This window comes from Marivita sp. (assembly GCF_020055635.1).
GTDB lineage: Bacteria > Pseudomonadota > Alphaproteobacteria > Rhodobacterales > Rhodobacteraceae > Marivita.
This window is the reverse complement of the sequence record NZ_JAIPUT010000020.1, coordinates 50,548-66,775: the sequence shown is the minus strand read 5'-3', so window position 1 is coordinate 66,775 and position 16,228 is coordinate 50,548. Positions and strand designations below refer to the sequence as shown.

Annotated in this window: 10 protein-coding genes and 1 pseudogene; 7 read left to right on the top strand and 4 right to left on the bottom strand. The window is 63.6% G+C overall.

Translation table 11 applies throughout. The annotated features are described in order from the left end of the window. Both LCF60_RS11600 and LCF60_RS11595 read right to left on the bottom strand, forming a co-directional pair. Positions 1–1,319 (bottom strand): biotin carboxylase N-terminal domain-containing protein (locus tag LCF60_RS11600; protein ID WP_292291926.1); only part of this gene is annotated, 1,319 nt, incomplete at its 3' end. Between the two features lie 76 nt (positions 1,320–1,395). Then, positions 1,396–2,550, bottom strand: coding sequence for an alpha-hydroxy acid oxidase (locus LCF60_RS11595; protein WP_292291925.1), 1,155 nt, complete (start codon positions 2,548–2,550; stop codon positions 1,396–1,398). Between the two features lie 189 nt (positions 2,551–2,739). Between LCF60_RS11595 and LCF60_RS11590 the strand changes: the two genes are divergently transcribed. The 6 genes and pseudogenes from LCF60_RS11590 (at position 2,740) to LCF60_RS11565 (ending at position 10,607) form a co-directional block, all read left to right on the top strand. Beyond that, a complete protein-coding gene (locus LCF60_RS11590; protein ID WP_292291923.1) occupies positions 2,740–3,297 on the top strand; it encodes a hypothetical protein in 558 nt (185 codons plus the stop codon). A gap of 121 nt (positions 3,298–3,418) precedes the next feature. Then, a complete protein-coding gene (locus LCF60_RS11585) occupies positions 3,419–5,863 on the top strand; it encodes a UvrD-helicase domain-containing protein (RefSeq protein ID WP_292291933.1) in 2,445 nt (814 codons plus the stop codon). A gap of 327 nt (positions 5,864–6,190) precedes the next feature. Then, the gene (gene metZ, locus LCF60_RS11580) at positions 6,191–7,369 is read left to right on the top strand and encodes an O-succinylhomoserine sulfhydrylase (RefSeq protein WP_292291922.1); all 1,179 of its coding nucleotides are present in this window, start codon (positions 6,191–6,193) and stop codon (positions 7,367–7,369) included. A 122-nt stretch (positions 7,370–7,491) separates the two neighbouring features. Further along, positions 7,492–8,589, top strand: coding sequence for a GTP cyclohydrolase FolE2 (folE2, locus tag LCF60_RS11575; protein ID WP_292291920.1), 1,098 nt, complete (start codon positions 7,492–7,494; stop codon positions 8,587–8,589). Positions 8,590–8,868: 279 nt separating this feature from the next. Further along, positions 8,869–9,126, top strand: coding sequence for a hypothetical protein (locus LCF60_RS11570; protein ID WP_292291918.1), 258 nt, complete (start codon positions 8,869–8,871; stop codon positions 9,124–9,126). A gap of 33 nt (positions 9,127–9,159) precedes the next feature. Next, positions 9,160–10,607 (top strand): annotated as a pseudogene (locus tag LCF60_RS11565) (TrkH family potassium uptake protein). A 511-nt stretch (positions 10,608–11,118) separates the two neighbouring features. Here LCF60_RS11565 and LCF60_RS11560 read toward each other — a convergent pair. Beyond that, positions 11,119–14,286 carry a valine--tRNA ligase gene (locus tag LCF60_RS11560; RefSeq protein ID WP_292291917.1) on the bottom strand — a complete coding sequence of 1,056 codons (3,168 nt, stop codon included), beginning with the start codon at positions 14,284–14,286 and terminating at the stop codon, positions 11,119–11,121. Positions 14,287–14,710: 424 nt separating this feature from the next. Further along, positions 14,711–14,929 carry a DUF1127 domain-containing protein gene (locus LCF60_RS11555; RefSeq protein ID WP_292291916.1) on the bottom strand — a complete coding sequence of 73 codons (219 nt, stop codon included), beginning with the start codon at positions 14,927–14,929 and terminating at the stop codon, positions 14,711–14,713. A 227-nt stretch (positions 14,930–15,156) separates the two neighbouring features. Between LCF60_RS11555 and LCF60_RS11550 the strand changes: the two genes are divergently transcribed. Next, positions 15,157–16,224 (top strand): Mrp/NBP35 family ATP-binding protein, encoded by a 1,068-nt coding sequence (locus tag LCF60_RS11550; protein ID WP_292291915.1) that lies wholly within the window; start codon positions 15,157–15,159, stop codon positions 16,222–16,224. The last annotated feature ends 4 nt before the right edge of the window (positions 16,225–16,228 follow it).

Here is a 16,228-nt window from a genome sequence, read left to right as displayed (position 1 = left end):
GTCGGGTGCTTGAGCAGGTTCTCCACGAAGGCGATGTTGGTGGACACGCCGCGCACCCGGAATTCGCGCAGGGCGCGGTCCATCCGGGCAATCGCCTTTTCCGGCGTCGGCGCCCAGGCCGTTACCTTGGTCAGAAGCGAGTCGTAATAGCGCGTGATCACGCCGCCCGCATAGGCCGTGCCGCCGTCCAGGCGGATGCCCATGCCGGTGGCCGAGCGGTAGGCGGTGATCCGGCCGTAATCGGGGATGAAATTGTTCTGCGGATCTTCGGTCGTCACACGGGTCTGCAAAGCATGACCGTTGAGCCGGATGTCGTACTGGCTGGCCTTGCCGGTCGCCTCGGCCAGCGACTTGCCCTCGGCGATCATGATCTGCGCCTGCACGATGTCGATGCCGGTCACTTCTTCGGTGACGGTGTGTTCGACCTGCACACGCGGGTTGACCTCGATGAAGTAGAACTTGCCGTCATCCATATCCATCAGGAATTCGACCGTGCCCGCACATTCGTAATTCACATGCGCGCAGATCTTGCGGCCCAGCTCGCACAGTTCTTCGCGCTGCGCCTCCGATAGGTAAGGGGCAGGGGCGCGTTCCACGACCTTCTGGTTGCGGCGCTGGACGGAACAATCGCGCTCGTAGAGGTGGTAGATGTGGCCCTGCTTGTCGCCGAGGATCTGCACCTCGACATGGCGGGCGCGGATGATCATCTTTTCCAGGTAGCCTTCGCCATTGCCGAACGCGGCCTCGGCCTCGCGGCGGCCCTCAAGCACCTTTTCCTTGAGCTCCTCGGCATTGTTGACCGGGCGCATGCCGCGCCCGCCGCCGCCCCAGCTTGCCTTGAGCATCAGAGGAAAACCGATCTCCTCGGCTTCCTTGGTGATTGCGCCCCAATCGTCACCCAGAACATCGGTCGCCGGGATCACCGGAACGCCGGCTTCGATCGCCACCCGCCGCGCGCTGGCCTTGTCCCCCAGCGCGCGCATGGTTTCGGCGCGCGGCCCGATGAAGGTGATGCCGTTGGCAACGCAGGCATCCACGAGATCGGGGTTTTCCGAAAGCAGGCCGTATCCCGGGTGGATCGCATCCGCGCCCGCGCCCTTGGCCACCCGGATGATCTCGTCAATGCTCAGATAGGCGGCCACTGGCCCGAGGTCTTCGCCGATCCGGTAAGCTTCGTCCGCCTTGAACCGGTGCAGGCCCAGCTTGTCTTCCTCGGCATAGACGGCAACCGTCTTCTTGCCCATCTCGTTGGCGGCCCGCATGATGCGGATGGCGATCTCACCGCGGTTGGCAACGAGGATTTTCTTGAAGTCTGGCATGGCAGCAATCCTGACGTAAAAGGGTCTGAACGGTGCTTAGTAAGATTTCGTTACAATCTCAACATCTACACGCGGATCAGGGAAAGATCGAAGGCCCGTCGATCCGCGCCTTTCCGCGCAGATCGACGGGCCGGGACAGGCCAAGCTGGCCCATGTTCGCGGCCATGTCCTTTTGCAGGATCTCGACCAGGTGTGGCGGCCCATCGGTGTCCAGCGCGGCAAGCGCATAATGCCAGGCCCGGCCCAGCATGATGAAATCCGCGCCAAGGGCGATGGCGCGCAGCATGTCCAGTCCGCCTTCGATCCCGCTGTCGAAGATCAGCGGCAGGGACGTGGCCTTGCGCATCGCCGGCAGCACCTCGATCGGGGCCGGGGCCGCGTCGAACTGGCGACCGGCATGGTTCGACAGCCAGATCGCATCGACACCCGCCTGTTCCAGCCGCGGCGCGTCGTCGGGGTTGAGCACCCCCTTGACGAAAAACGTGCCATCCCAGGCGTCGCGCAGCCAGCGCACGTAATCCCAATCCGGCGAGGTGCGCAGCAGGTAGCCTGCGTGCTGCGTCGAACTCAGCCCCGTCACCTTGCCGGCGTAATCGTCGATCAGGCGCATCCGGGGCATGCCCTGAAGTGCTGTTCCCATCGCCCAGGTCGGGCGCATCGCGATCTGCGCCAGAAGCCGCGGCGTCAGTTTCGGCGGCGTGGTGAGGCCCGACCGCACCTGACGTTCGCGCCGCGACGGCACCGGCACATCGACGGTCAGGATCAGGGTCGAAAACCCCGCGTCCCTTGCGCGCTTGAGCATGTCGGTGCGGATGCCCTCGTCGCGCGGCGGGTACATCTGGAACCAGCCATTGCCGTCAAGCCGCGGCGCCACGTCTTCGGGCGTGCGGGTCGCCACGGTGGAAATGCTGTAGGGGATGCCCGCTTTCGTCGCCGCCCGCGCCAGCTTGCGTTCCGCATCGGGCCAGATCATGCCGGACATGCCCAGCGGGCTGATGCCGACGGGCAGGGGATAGCTCTTGCCGCAGAACTCGGTTGTCAGATCAACCGTCGTTTCGCCGTGCAGGATCGATGGCGTGAACAGCACCCGGTCCAGCGCCGCGCGGTTGCGCCGCAAGGTCGCTTCGTTGCCGGTGGCAGAATCCAGGTATTCCCAGACGAATTTCGGAATGCGCCGCTGCGCGCGCGCCCGGAGATCCCGGATGGCGGGGTATTTTGCATGATGGTCCATAGCCGCGCATTTGTGGCCAGAAGTTCGGAATTGTCCAGAAGCCACGCGCGGGCGACGGGCCCGGCGCACGAGACACCTGTACGACCTGCCGGCAAGGCGTTGCAGCAGGCGATCGGAATGGCTACTCTGCCGTTATTTACAGACATGTTTTGACAAGTCCGTCGTTTTTGCAGCCCAAGGAGTTTTTTGATGAATGTCGGTGATCTGATCAAGCACGGCTCGATGAAACACTGGACTCTCGACGGGCCGAACCGGTTGGTGAAGGTGGTCAGCCCCACATCCGACCGCGCGGTGCAGCAATATGGCAGCGCGCTGGGCTATGTGACGCAGGAAAAATACCTGTATGGCAAGGTCGCCAACGAGATCGAACGACTGTTGGGTCTGCGCCCGCACGAGCTGCGCCAGATGGCCTACGTGTATGCGCTCGAACGGCTGCCCACCGCCGAAGAGGTCGGATTCCGGCTGAACTGCGCCTTTCCCGATGGCAGGGTCTTCGATGCCGCGGGCGTCACCGGGATGATGGCGGCGCGCGAGGCCTATTCCGATCACCGGGATGTCTATGAACGCTCGATGACGCCGGTGAGCCAGTTCTACCAGCCCGGATCGGGGATGGTGCCGCAGTGGGAACTGACCTCACCGGTGCCTGTCGCGGGCAAGATCGCCACGGTTACGGATGTCTTTGCATTCCCGCGCGCCAACGGGTCGATCAAACCCTACACGCCGCACAATCGCGGGGCGATCCGGTAGCCGCCGGGCGCGGATTTTTCGAAAAATCCGGTGATTTCCCCAGAAGGAAATCGGCCCTCGGGCGAGCGAACATTATCGGAACATCTTTATCTCTGCGATGTCTGACGCTATCTTGCGGGACATGAGCAGTTTCGATGAAATGGAGGCGTTCGAAAACGCCTCGCTGTCCGCCCGTGCGATGGCCGCGCGCCCGCAGCCCTATCTGGACGATCTCAACCCGGCACAGCGCCAGGCGGTCGAGACGATGGATGGCCCGGTCCTGATGCTGGCCGGGGCCGGCACCGGCAAGACCAAGGCGCTGACCACGCGGATCGTGCATCTTCTGAACACCGGGCGGGCGCGTCCGAACGAGATCCTCGCCGTGACCTTCACCAACAAGGCCGCGCGCGAGATGAAGGAACGGGTGGGGCGGCTTCTGGGCGAGACTGTCGAAGGCATGCCGTGGCTCGGCACCTTCCATTCGATCTGCGTGAAACTGCTGCGCCGCCATGCCGAACTGGCGGGGCTGAAATCGAACTTCACGATTCTCGACACCGACGATCAGCTGCGCTTGCTCAAGCAACTGGTGCAGGCCGCCGGCATCGACGACAAGCGCTGGCCCGCGCGGCAACTGGCGGGCATCATCGACGGCTGGAAGAACCGCGCGATCACCCCCGACAAGGTGCCCGCCGCCGATGCGGGCGCGTATAACCATCAGGGGCCAAAGCTCTACGCGCTCTATCAGGCGCGGCTCAAGGAACTGAACGCGGTCGATTTCGGCGACCTGCTGCTGCATGTCGTCACGATCTTTCAGGCGCATCCCGATGTGCTGAACCAGTATCAGCGCTGGTTCAAATACATCCTCGTGGACGAATATCAGGATACGAACGTCGCGCAGTACCTGTGGCTGCGGCTCCTGGCGAGCGCGCACAAGAACATCTGCTGCGTCGGCGATGACGACCAGTCGATCTATGGCTGGCGCGGTGCCGAGGTGGGCAACATCCTGCGGTTTGAAAAGGATTTCGAAGGCGCGCATGTGGTGCGGCTCGAACAGAATTATCGCTCCACGCCGCATATCCTTGCGGCGGCGTCCGGCGTGATCGCGGGCAATCAGGGGCGTCTGGGCAAGACGCTCTGGACCGATGCGCAGGAGGGCGAGAAACTTCGCCTGATCGGCCATTGGGACGGCGAGGAAGAGGCCCGCTGGATCGGCGAAGAAGTCGAGGCGATGCAGTCCGGCACGCGCGGCATGCGGGCTGTGTCCTTGGACGAAATGGCCATCCTTGTCCGCGCCTCGCACCAGATGCGCGCTTTCGAGGACCGGTTCCTGACCATCGGTCTGCCCTACCGCGTCATCGGCGGCCCGCGATTCTACGAGCGGATGGAGATTCGCGACGCGATGGCCTATTTCCGCGTCGTGACCAGCCCGGACGACGATCTGGCCTTCGAACGGATCGTCAACACCCCCAAGCGCGGGCTGGGCGACAAGGCACAGCAGACGATCCAGACCGTGGCCCGTGCCAATGGCGTGTCCCTTGTCGAAGGCGCGCGGCTCGCGGTGGAGCAGGGGTTGATCAAGGGCAAGGGCGGGTCCGAACTTGGCCAGCTTGTGCGCGATCTGGACCGTTGGGGCCGGATGACGCGTGGCGCTGCGATCATTGAGGATGGTGATGAAGTTCTGGACGATGGGTCGCTGGAAGTGAATCGCGTCAGGTTTGCGGACCCCGAGGTATCCCACATCGACCTCGCGCAAATCATTCTCGATGAAAGCGGCTACACGGGCATGTGGCAGAACGACAAGACACCCGAGGCGCCGGGGCGGCTGGAGAACCTCAAGGAATTGGTCAAGGCACTGGAGGAATTCGAGAACCTGCAAGGATTTCTTGAGCATGTCAGCCTGATCATGGACAATGACAAGGGCGGCGATGGCGAGAAGGTGTCGATCATGACCCTGCACGCCGCCAAGGGCCTGGAGTTTCCCGCCGTGTTCCTGCCGGGTTGGGAGGACGGGCTGTTCCCGTCGCAGCGGTCGATGGACGAGAGCGGCCTCAAGGGTCTGGAAGAGGAACGCCGCCTCGCCTATGTCGGCATCACGCGGGCCGAAGAGATTTGCACGATCTCCTTCGCCGCCAACCGCCGGGTGTTCGGCCAATGGCAATCGGCGCTTCCCTCGCGGTTCATCGACGAATTGCCGGAAGAGCATGTCGAGGTGTTGACGCCTCCGGGGCTTTACGGCGGCGGCTATGGCGCGGCAGGCATGGCATCGCCCGCGACGCAGATGATGGCCGGGTCCGACCTGCACCAGAAGGCGGCGGATGCAAATGTCTACAACTCCCCCGGCTGGCGACGGCTTCAGGCGCGGTCGCAACAGCGCCCGGTCAGCCAGCCTGCCGAGGCGCGCAACACCGTGATCGACGCCACCGCGCTGAGTTCCTACGCGCTGGGCGAGCGGGTGTTTCACCAGAAATTCGGCTATGGCGCGGTGATGGGGATCGAAGGCGACAAGCTCGAGATCGAGTTTGACAAGGCGGGTACGAAAAAGGTCGTCGCCCGGTTCATCTGTGCTGCCGACGACGTGCCGTTCTGACCGGATCGGATGGGCGGGCGCGCATGCAGGTTCCCGGTGCGTGTGGCGCGGGATCGCAAGACATGACGCGCGATCCGCGTTTGGCCCCTGGTGCGTTTGCATATTTGGAAAGAGAAGAAGCAGGGGGCTGTGCGCTGAAGCGCGGTCGTTGCTTGATTTCGGGTCCCAATGGGTCTAATGCACCGTTGTGGCGATTTGTTACCGGATTGCGGGCCACTCGCCGGGGAAACCCGGCGGAAAACATGCCGCTAAAAGGTCAGCCGAAAGCCCCTTTCGCTTGGCCGGAACGGGGCTTTTTTGATGGGCCGGGCCCACGCAGGTGAAGACATGAAAGACAGAAAACCACGGACGAAACTGGTGCATGGCGGCACCAAACGCAGCCAGTGGGGCGAGGTCAGCGAAGCGATCTTTCTCACGCAGGGCTTTGTCTATGACAGCGCCGAACAGGCCGAGCAGCGATTCATCAAGTCCGGACCGGACGAATATATCTATGCCCGCTACGGCAACCCCACCGTGGCGATGTTCGAGGAACGCATCGCGATGCTCGAAGGGGCGGAGGACGCCTTTGCCACGGCAAGCGGTATGGCGGCCGTCAATGGCGCGCTGATGTCGATGCTCAAGGCGGGTGACCACCTCGTGTCGGCGCGCGCTCTTTTCGGATCGTGTCTCTATATTGTCGAGGATATCCTGCCGCGGTTCGGCGTCGAGGTGACCCTGGTCGACGGGGCCGATCTGGACCAGTGGCGCGCCGCTGTGCGCCCCGACACAAAGGCGGTGTTTTTCGAGTCGATGTCGAACCCGACGCTGGAACTGGTCGATATCGCGGCCGTGTCCGAGATCGCGCATGCCCAGGGCGCGCTGGTGGTGGTGGACAACGTGTTTTCCACCCCGGTGTATTCGGATGCGCTGGCTCAGGGCGCGGATGTGATCATCTATTCCTCGACCAAGCATATCGACGGGCAGGGGCGCACCCTTGGCGGCGTGATCCTTGGCACGCGCGACCATATCCGCAAGGTGGTCGAGCCCTACATGAAGCATACCGGCGGGTCGATGTCGCCGTTTACGGCCTGGGTGCAGCTGAAGGGGCTGGAAACGCTGGATTTGCGCGTCCGCGCTCAGGCGCATTCGGCGCTGGCCATAGCAGAGGCGCTGGACGGGCATGCCAGGCTGAAACAGGTGATCTATCCCGGATTGCCGTCGCACAGGCAGGCCGCCTTGGCACAGCGCCAGATGGGGTCGGGCGGGACCATGCTGGCGCTGGAACTGGCGGGCGGCAAGGCGGCGGCCTTTGCGTTTCTGAACGCGCTGCAGGTGATCCTGATCTCCAACAATCTCGGGGATGCGAAAAGCATCGTCACCCATCCCGCCACGACAACCCACCAGCGGCTGAGTGCCGAGCAGCGTGCCATTCTGGGCATTACCGACGGTTTGGTGCGACTTTCTGTCGGTATCGAAGATACGGGCGACTTGATCGACGATATCCTGGGGGCGCTGGACGCAGTCTGACCGCGGCTTTTTCCCCTTAAGATTGATCCGTGCTACATGATATGACGTACACTCAGGTAAGTGGACTTAATCGGGGACGCGCTTATCTTGAGGGCATGTCCAACAGGCGAGGGGGCCTGCGCATGAATATCCATACACCCGAAATCGACCGCAAACCCAGCCGCGAAGAGGCAGAGGCCGCGTTGGCGCTGCTGCGGCAATGGGCCGGCAAGTCTCATGATGGCGAGATCGACCAGGTCGACCCGGTTCTGCGCCGGCTGGTCGAGGCTGAACCGGATGGCTACCCGGTGCTGGCGCGGGAGTATCCCGAGGACTTTGTCGTGGACGGCGACTACAAGGCCTCGCTGCCGGATTTGCAGAACGGGCCCTCGGCGCTGATCCGGGGGGCCAATCGCGGCATCCAGCATGTCGGCATCTCCAATTTCCGCCTGCCGATCAGCTATCACACCCGCGACAATGGCGATCTGACACTGGAAACCAGCGTCACCGGCACGGTCAGCCTCGATGCCGACAAGAAGGGCATCAACATGAGCCGCATCATGCGGTCGTTCTACGTGCATGCCGACAAGACCTTCAGTTTCGGCGTGATCGAGGCGGCGCTGGATGATTACAAGTCGGATCTCGAATCTTTCGATGCTCGCATCAACATGCGCCTGTCCTTCCCGATGCGGGTGAACAGCCTGCGCTCCGGGCTGGCGGGGTTCCAGTATTACGACATCGCGCTCGAACTGGTGGACATGGGCGGCGTGCGCCGGACGATCATGCACCTGGATTACGTCTACAGCTCGACCTGCCCCTGTTCGCTCGAACTGTCGGAACATGCCCGGCGCGAGCGCGGGCAACTGGCCACGCCGCATTCGCAGCGGTCGGTCGCGCGGATCTCGGTCGAGGTGAAGACCGGCAAGTGCCTGTGGTTCGAAGACCTGATCGACATGTGCCGCGAGGCGGTTCCAACGGAAACCCAGGTCATGGTCAAGCGCGAGGACGAACAGGCCTTTGCCGAACTGAACGCGGCCAACCCGATCTTCGTCGAGGATGCCGCGCGGCTTTTCGCCGAACAATTGCAGGCAGACCCGCGCATCGGTGATTATCGCGTGCTGGCCAGCCACCAGGAAAGCCTTCACAGCCACGACGCCGTCTCGGTGCTGACCGAGGGCGATCTGTTCGCGGCCGAAAGCCTTGATCCGAAGCTGTTCTCGACCCTGTTTCATGTCGGATAGGGGCTGAATGTCAGCGCAGTTCTTGAAAACGGCGGCTTCGGTCGCCGTTTTTCGTGCTGCGTCCTGTCGCCGGCCTGCCTTTCAAGTGCTGAATTCCTGACCGCTGTGCCGTTTCGGCAAGCACAACCACATGTCTTGCGGTGCAATCTGTCGTGTCTGCCCCACAGGTCCGCCGGCTTTCGGGAGCGGGGCGTCGATCGCTTTACATTTTTGTAAACCGACCGCGCTAACCTCGCAGGCGGGAGGAAACCGACCGCGCCACAGTCAAAGAGGTTTCCAATGCGTGAAGACAGCCTACAGATGACATTCATCCGGCCGGGCCTGCGATCCCGGATCGACCTGTTCTTTGCCGAGAAGGGGCAGGGTTTCAACCCGGCCGTCTATATCCGGCCCCGCCTGGACAGCATCCTGCGGCTCGAAGCGATGAGCGACGCGGAACTGGCGGCGTTCGGTCTGACGCGGGAGGACATCCTGCCCTTCGTGTTCGAAGACTGCTTTGCCGAAACAATGCATCCGAACCCGCCGCCGGATGCTTGACACCCCGGCGCTCCGGGGCCAACGCTTTGCGCCATGTTCGACATCCGTCCCGTTACATATGTGATCGGCCTTCTGGTCGCGATTCTCGGGGCGACGATGATCCTGCCGATGCTGGTCGATCTTGCCGAGGGCAGGGGCGAATGGCCTGTCTTCCTGCAAAGCTCTGTTCTGACGATGTTTTCCGGCGGGTTGATCGCGCTGGCCTCGGCCAACGGCGTGAAGGAAGGGCTGACGATCCAGCAGACCTTCCTGCTGACCACCGGTGTCTGGGTGGCGCTGCCCTTTTTCGGCGCGATTCCGTTCGTTCTGGGGGCCACGGAGGCGCGGTTCATCGACGCCTTCTTCGAGGCGATGTCGGGCCTGACGACCACCGGCTCCACGGTCTTTTCCGGGCTCGACGATCTGCCCAAGGGCATCCTGCTCTGGCGCGGGTTGCTGCAATGGCTGGGGGGCATCGGCATCATCGTTGTCGCCATGGTCTTCCTGCCGGAATTGCGGGTCGGCGGGATGCAGATCTTTCGCTCCGAAGCGTTCGACACGATGGGCAAGATCCTGCCCCGTGCGACCCAGATCTCGGCCTCGATCTCGACCATCTACATCGCCATCACGATCGCCTGCACGATGAGCTATTACATCGTCGGAATGGGGTTCTTCGATGCCACGGTGCACGCCCTGACCACCGTATCGACCGGCGGCTTCTCCAATTACGACGCCTCCTTCGGAGTTTTTCAGGGACCCGCCGAATATGTCGCCGCCGCCTTCATGATTGCCGCGGCATTGCCCTTCGTCCGCTTCGTGCAGATGAGCAGGGGCAATTACGAGGTGCTGTGGAAAGACAGCCAGATCCGCGCATTCGTGGCGACGATTGCCGTACTCGTGGCGATCACCGCTTTCACGCTCACCCGGATCTTTCCGCACCATCCCGAACAGGCCTTCCGCGAGGCGCTGTTCAACATCGTGTCGATCATGACCGGCACCGGCTATGCCAGCGTCAACTACATGCTGTGGGGGCCGTTCCTGATCGCGATCTTCTTCTTCATCGGGCTGATCGGCGGCTGCGCGGGATCGACCTCGTGTTCGATCAAGATCTTCCGCTACCAGCTGCTTTTCACGTCGATCAAGGTTCAACTGCGCAAGATCCGGTCGCCGCATGGCATCTTCATGCCACGCTATGCCGGACGTCCGGTGGGCGAAGACGTGATGAACTCGGTGATCTCGTTCTTCGTCTTCTTCGTGATCTCGCTGGGCGTCCTGTCGGTCGCCCTGAGCATGACCGGCCTGGACCTGATCACCTCGGTGTCCGGCGCGGCTGCGGCGCTTGCCAATATCGGTCCGGGGCTTGGTCCGGAAATCGGCCCGGCGGGCAATTTCGCGGGGCTCAACGATACCGCGAAATGGATGCTTTCGCTGGGGATGCTGGTCGGCGGCTGGAGCTTCTTGCGGTCTACGCCATCTTCACTGTCAACTTCTGGCGTGCGTGATCCCGTCTCGGTGAGCGCTGAAAACCCGTTCGAACGGGTTTGAAAAGGGCTTTCGAAAGCCCTTTCCCCGCGCGCTTGATTTCCGGAGTCTTAACCGATGAGCGTCAGAACCCCACACACGATGCGCATCGAGCGGACAGGGTCACTCCCACACCGCGACAGAAAGGGCAGTGCTCTTGAAGCCCCGGCAGCGGGGACGACCATGAGAGACCGGTCACACGAGGCCCCTCGCGAGGGGGTACAGGTCCGGGGGACATCTCCCGACGCAGAAGAGCACGGTCAGGGCCCGAACGGGGCGGCGCCGCTTCTTCCTCTTGAACAGGGATGACCCCCATCCCACATCACGACTGCACCCGGCGGGTCTGACCCGACCGGATGTCCGGCGTGGGTCGGGCAGGTCTTGCCTGTCCGACCCTTTCGCGCGGCGTGCCTGCAAGCACACCCTACAGGATGCGGCTCTGGCCCTTGGGGTGCGCGATGTCACGCACCCTGGCCGGCGGACGCCTTCGGTTCAGCCCAGTTCGGCCAGTCGGTTCAGCGCATCCTGCAGCTTGGCCGCCTCGTCCTCGCGCGCGGCGAGATTGGCGCGTGTTTCCTCGACCACCTCGTCGGGCGCGCTTTCGACGAATTTCGGGTTGTTCAACCGCCCCTTCATGCCGCCGATCTCCTTGGCCAGCTTCTGCAACGCCTTGTCCAGACGCGCCTTTTCCTCGTCCACGTCGATGATGTCGGCAAGTGGTATGCCAAAGGTCGCGCCCTCGGCCGGCACCGTGGCACAGCCCTTGGGGAAGGCCGCGACCTCGGTCAGGTCGTCGATCCGCGCCAGGCGCTTGATCAGCACCTCGTTGCGGCCCCAGGCGGCGCGCGCGGCATCGTCCATGCCGGTGACCACAAGCGGCAGGTAAAGCCCCACCGGCACGTGCATCTGCTGCCGCGCGGACCGGATGCCCTCGATCAGCCCGATCACCCAGTTCATCTCGCGGTCGGCCTCGGCGTCGATCAGGTCGGGGCCGTAAGTGGGCCAGTCGGCATGGATCAGCATCTTGGCGCGATCCCCCGTCACGGCCCACAGTTCCTCGGTGATGAAGGGCATGATCGGGTGCAGCAGGATCAGGCACTGGTCGATGACCCAGGCCATGGTCGCCCTGGTCTCGGCCGTCTGCGGACCCTCGTCCAGCAGGAGCGGCTTGGAAAACTCGACATACCAGTCGCAGACCTTGCCCCAGACAAAGCGGTACAGCGCCGCTGCCGCGTCGTCGAAGCGGTAGGCGTCAAGGGCGGCATCCACCTCGGCGCGCACGCGGGCGGTCTCGCCGATGATCCAAAGGTTCACCGTCGCGGTGGCCTTGGGGATCCCGGCGCCTGGTGCGCGGGCCTCGAACACGCCGTTCATCTCGGCAAAGCGCGTCGCGTTCCAGAGCTTGGTTCCGAAGTTCCGGTAGCCGGCAAGCCGCTGCATGTCGAGTTTCAGCACACCGCCAAGCGACGCCATCGCCGCATTGGTGAAGCGCAGCGCATCCGCGCCGTATTCGTCAATGATCTCAAGGGGATCAACGACATTTCCCAAGGATTTGGACATCTTCTTGCCCTTGGCGTCACGCACCAGCCCGTGCAGGTAGACGTCCTGGAACGGCACCTGATCGACCACGGCAAGCTGCATCATCATCATCCGCGCAACCCAGAAGAACAGGATGTCCTGACCCGTCACCAGAACGCTGGTCGGGAAGTATTTCTGCAATTCCGGCGTGTCCTCGGGCCAGCCCAGCGTCCCGATCGGCCAGAGGCCGGACGAGAACCAGGTGTCGAGGACATCGGGGTCACGCCAGACCGGGTAGACCAGCCGTGTCGGATCCTGGTCATGCGCCTCGTAGTCGGCAAGGCTGGTCGCCAGCAGGTGCCGCGCCTCGGCGCGATCGGACACCTCGACCAGCCGCGCATGGTTCAGCGGGGTCGGCAGGGTCGACAGCACATCGCCGAACGCGTCCTGCAATTCTTCAAAGCTTGCAGCGGCGTGATGCGTCTCGGCGCCGCGCGCCAGCTTCTGCTCCAGCAGCAGGCGCCCCATCTCGACCTGGTCAAGCGCACCGTCGCCCTCGTCATCCACGAACCCGTCGCCGGACAGGTCGAACCCGTACCACACCGGGATCTGATGTCCCCACCAGAGCTGGCGCGAGATGCACCAGGGTTCGATGTTTTCCAGCCAGTGATAATAGGTCCGCTCGCCCGACTCGGGCACGATCCTGACGTCGCCCTTGCGCACCGCGTCGAGCGCCGGGCCGACGATCTTTTCGGCGTCCACGAACCACTGGTCGGTCAGCATCGGCTCGATCACCACCTTGGAGCGGTCGCCGAAGGGCTGCATGATCGGCTTGGCCTCGACCAGCGGAACCAGCGTGTCGTCGCGCGCTTCGCCGCCCTCTTCCGGGGCCACGGGTGCCTTCGGGGACCCCAGCCGCGGATCGGTCGGCGGCACCATGACGGCCAGACCTTCGGCGGTGATTTCCTCGACCACGCGCGTGCGCGCCTCGAACCGGTCCAGCCCGCGCAGGTGATCGGGAACGAGGTTCAGGCCATCGACCTCGATCTCGTCCAGCGTGCGTTCGCCGCGCGCGACGCTTCCCGCGACCTCGGCCGCGTCGGCATAAGGCGCGCCGTCGTCGCGCATATGCGCCTTGGTGTCCATCAGCCGGTAGCACGGAATGCCGCCCCGCTTGGCGACGCCATAGTCGTTGAAGTCATGCGCACCGGTGATCTTGACCGCCCCCGAGCCGAACTCGGGATCGGGATACTCGTCGGTGATGATCGGGATCAGGCGGCGGTGCTCTTTCGGCCCAACCGGAATCTCGCAAAGCTTTCCGACGATTGGGGCGTACCGTTCATCCGACGGATGAACCGCAACCGCGCCGTCGCCCAGCATGGTTTCGGGCCGCGTCGTCGCGATGGAAATATAGTCGCGCTGTTCTTCCAGCACGACGTTCCCGTCTTCGTCTTTCTCGATATAGGTATAGGTCGCCCCGCCGGCGAGCGGGTACTTGAAGTGCCACATGTGGCCCGGCACCTCGGTGTTCTCGACCTCGAGATCGGAAATCGCGGTCTCGAAATGCGGGTCCCAGTTGACCAGCCGCTTGCCGCGATAGATCAGGCCCTTGTTGTACATGTCGACGAAGACCTTGATCACCGCGTCATGGAAATTGGGCGCGCCGCTGTCCTTGTCGGGATCGCCAGATGCACCCCCCATGGTGAAGGCCTCGCGCGACCAGTCGGCCGACGCGCCAAGCCGCTTGAGCTGCCCGATGATCGTGCCGCGCGACTTGACCTTCTGTTCCCAGACGCGGGTCAGAAACGCCTCGCGCCCCATCTCGCGCCGCGTCGGCTCGCCATTGGCGGCCATCTCGCGCTCGGTCACCATCTGCGTGGCGATGCCCGCATGGTCGGTGCCCGGCTGCCAGAGCGTGTCGAAACCACGCATCCGGTGCCAGCGGACCAGAATGTCCTGCAGCGTGTTGTTGAAGGCGTGACCCATGTGCAGGCTGCCCGTGACGTTGGGCGGCGGGATCATCACGCAGAACGTGTCATCGCGCGAGGCATTGGCCCCCGCCTTGAAGGCGCCACTGTCTTCCCACGCCTGGTAGAGCCGCGCTTCGGCGGCCTGCGCGTCGAATGTCTTGTCCATAGCCATGGGGTCTCGTCCCGATCCTGATGCCGCCCGAGGGGCCGCAGATAAAGTGCTGCGCCTCATCTAGCGAATGGACAGGGAAAGGAAAACCCGGGCGGTGTCGGAAAATCGCGTCGGCCGGGCGAAGGTCCTTCGAAGGACCTTGCGCACGGGATTTCGAAATCCCGTTCCGCGCGTGGCTGTCCTCCGGACAAAGAAAAACGGTGGTGCCAAGGGAGGAGAGGCACCACCGCTTCCAGTTCACGACATCCAGGGAGGAGGAGAGGATGCCGAGCACGTTCGGGTCCGAAGACCCAGATAGGGTGACGGTGACACCAGGGAGGAGGAGAGGTGCCACCGTCTTATTCGGAGCGCCCAGGGAGGAGGAGAGGGCGTCCGATCCTGTGTGGCAAGGGGCCCGGTCGGGGCCATGCTCGCCGGAATTTCGTCAGCTTTCGTAAGCTGCCTGGTATGCAACGCGCCGAATCTCGGATTTGTTCATTCCGAGATCCTGCAGATCGCGGTGCGACAGCGCGTCGAGTTCGCGCAGCGTGTTGCGATAGACCTTGCGACGCGCGACATTGGCGCGATACTCGGTGACCAGCGTGGACAGCCGAGCCATGAGGCCGGTGCCTACGCCGCTGATGCTGGTTGTTTCATATGCCATTGTGTCTGCTCTGTTCGAATTTGTGTGTTTCCGTTCGCTTGAGACAAAGATAGGCGAATGCTGCACGTGCACAATCCTTTTTTCGCTCAACGCTGCTATGCAGCAAATGCATAGATTCAAAGATTCATTTTTGTGCGATCTTTACATGCGCCGCTAATATTCGGGCAGATGGTTGAAGGTTTTCGCGCGCGCTGCCATCTCCGTTACACAATGATGAAAGGTTGAGCATGTCGGTAACTTCCGAAGAGATTCGCGCCGCCCTGTCCCGCGTGGCGATTCCCGACGGGAAGGACCTGATCTCGGGCGATCTGGTGCGGGCGGTCCAGGTGGACGGATCACGGGTGCGATTCGTCATCGAGGCGCCATCGCCCGAAATCGCCCGCCTGATGGAGCCCGTGCGCAAGGCCGCCGAGGCGGTGGTGCGCGATCTGCCCGGCGTGTCGGATGTGTCTGTCGCGCTGACCGCGCACGGGCCGGCGAAAGAGCCGCCCAAGGGGCTGAAGATCGGCGGACATCCGAAACCGCAGGCGGGATCGCTGAAACCGGCGGGGGTCCGGCACATCCTCGCCATCGGGTCGGGCAAGGGGGGTGTCGGCAAATCCACCGTGTCGTCGAACCTTGCCGTGGCGCTGGCCCGGGCCGGGCGGCGCGTCGGGCTGCTCGATGCCGATATCTACGGCCCCAGCCAGCCGCGCATGATGGGCGTGTCGCAGAAACCCGAAAGCCCGGACGGCCAGACGATCATCCCGCTGAAGGCGCATGGCGTGACGGTCATGTCCATCGGCCTGATGCTGCCCGCGGAAAAGGCCGTCGTCTGGCGCGGTCCGATGCTCATGGGCGCGTTGCAGCAGATGCTGTCGCAGGTCGCCTGGGGTGATCTGGACGTGCTGCTGGTCGACCTGCCGCCGGGCACCGGCGATGTGGCGATGACGCTCTGTCAAAAGGCCAACGTGTCCGGGGCGCTGGTGGTCTCGACGCCGCAGGACGTGGCGCTTCTGGACGCGCGCAAGGCGCTCGACATGTTCGAGACGCTCAAGACGCCGGTGCTGGGCCTGATCGAGAACATGGCGGTCTTCACTTGTCCCCATTGCGGCGGGCAAAGCCACATCTTCGGCGCGGGCGGCATGGTGGCCGAAGCCTCGGCGCGGGACATTCCGCTGCTGGCGCAACTGCCGCTCGATCTCGACACGCGGTTGGCGGGCGATGGCGGCGCGCCGGTGGCGGCGGGCGAGGGTCCGATGGCCGAGGCCTATGCCCAACTGGCCGAGAGGCTGATCAAGGACGGTGTGGCCTGAGCCG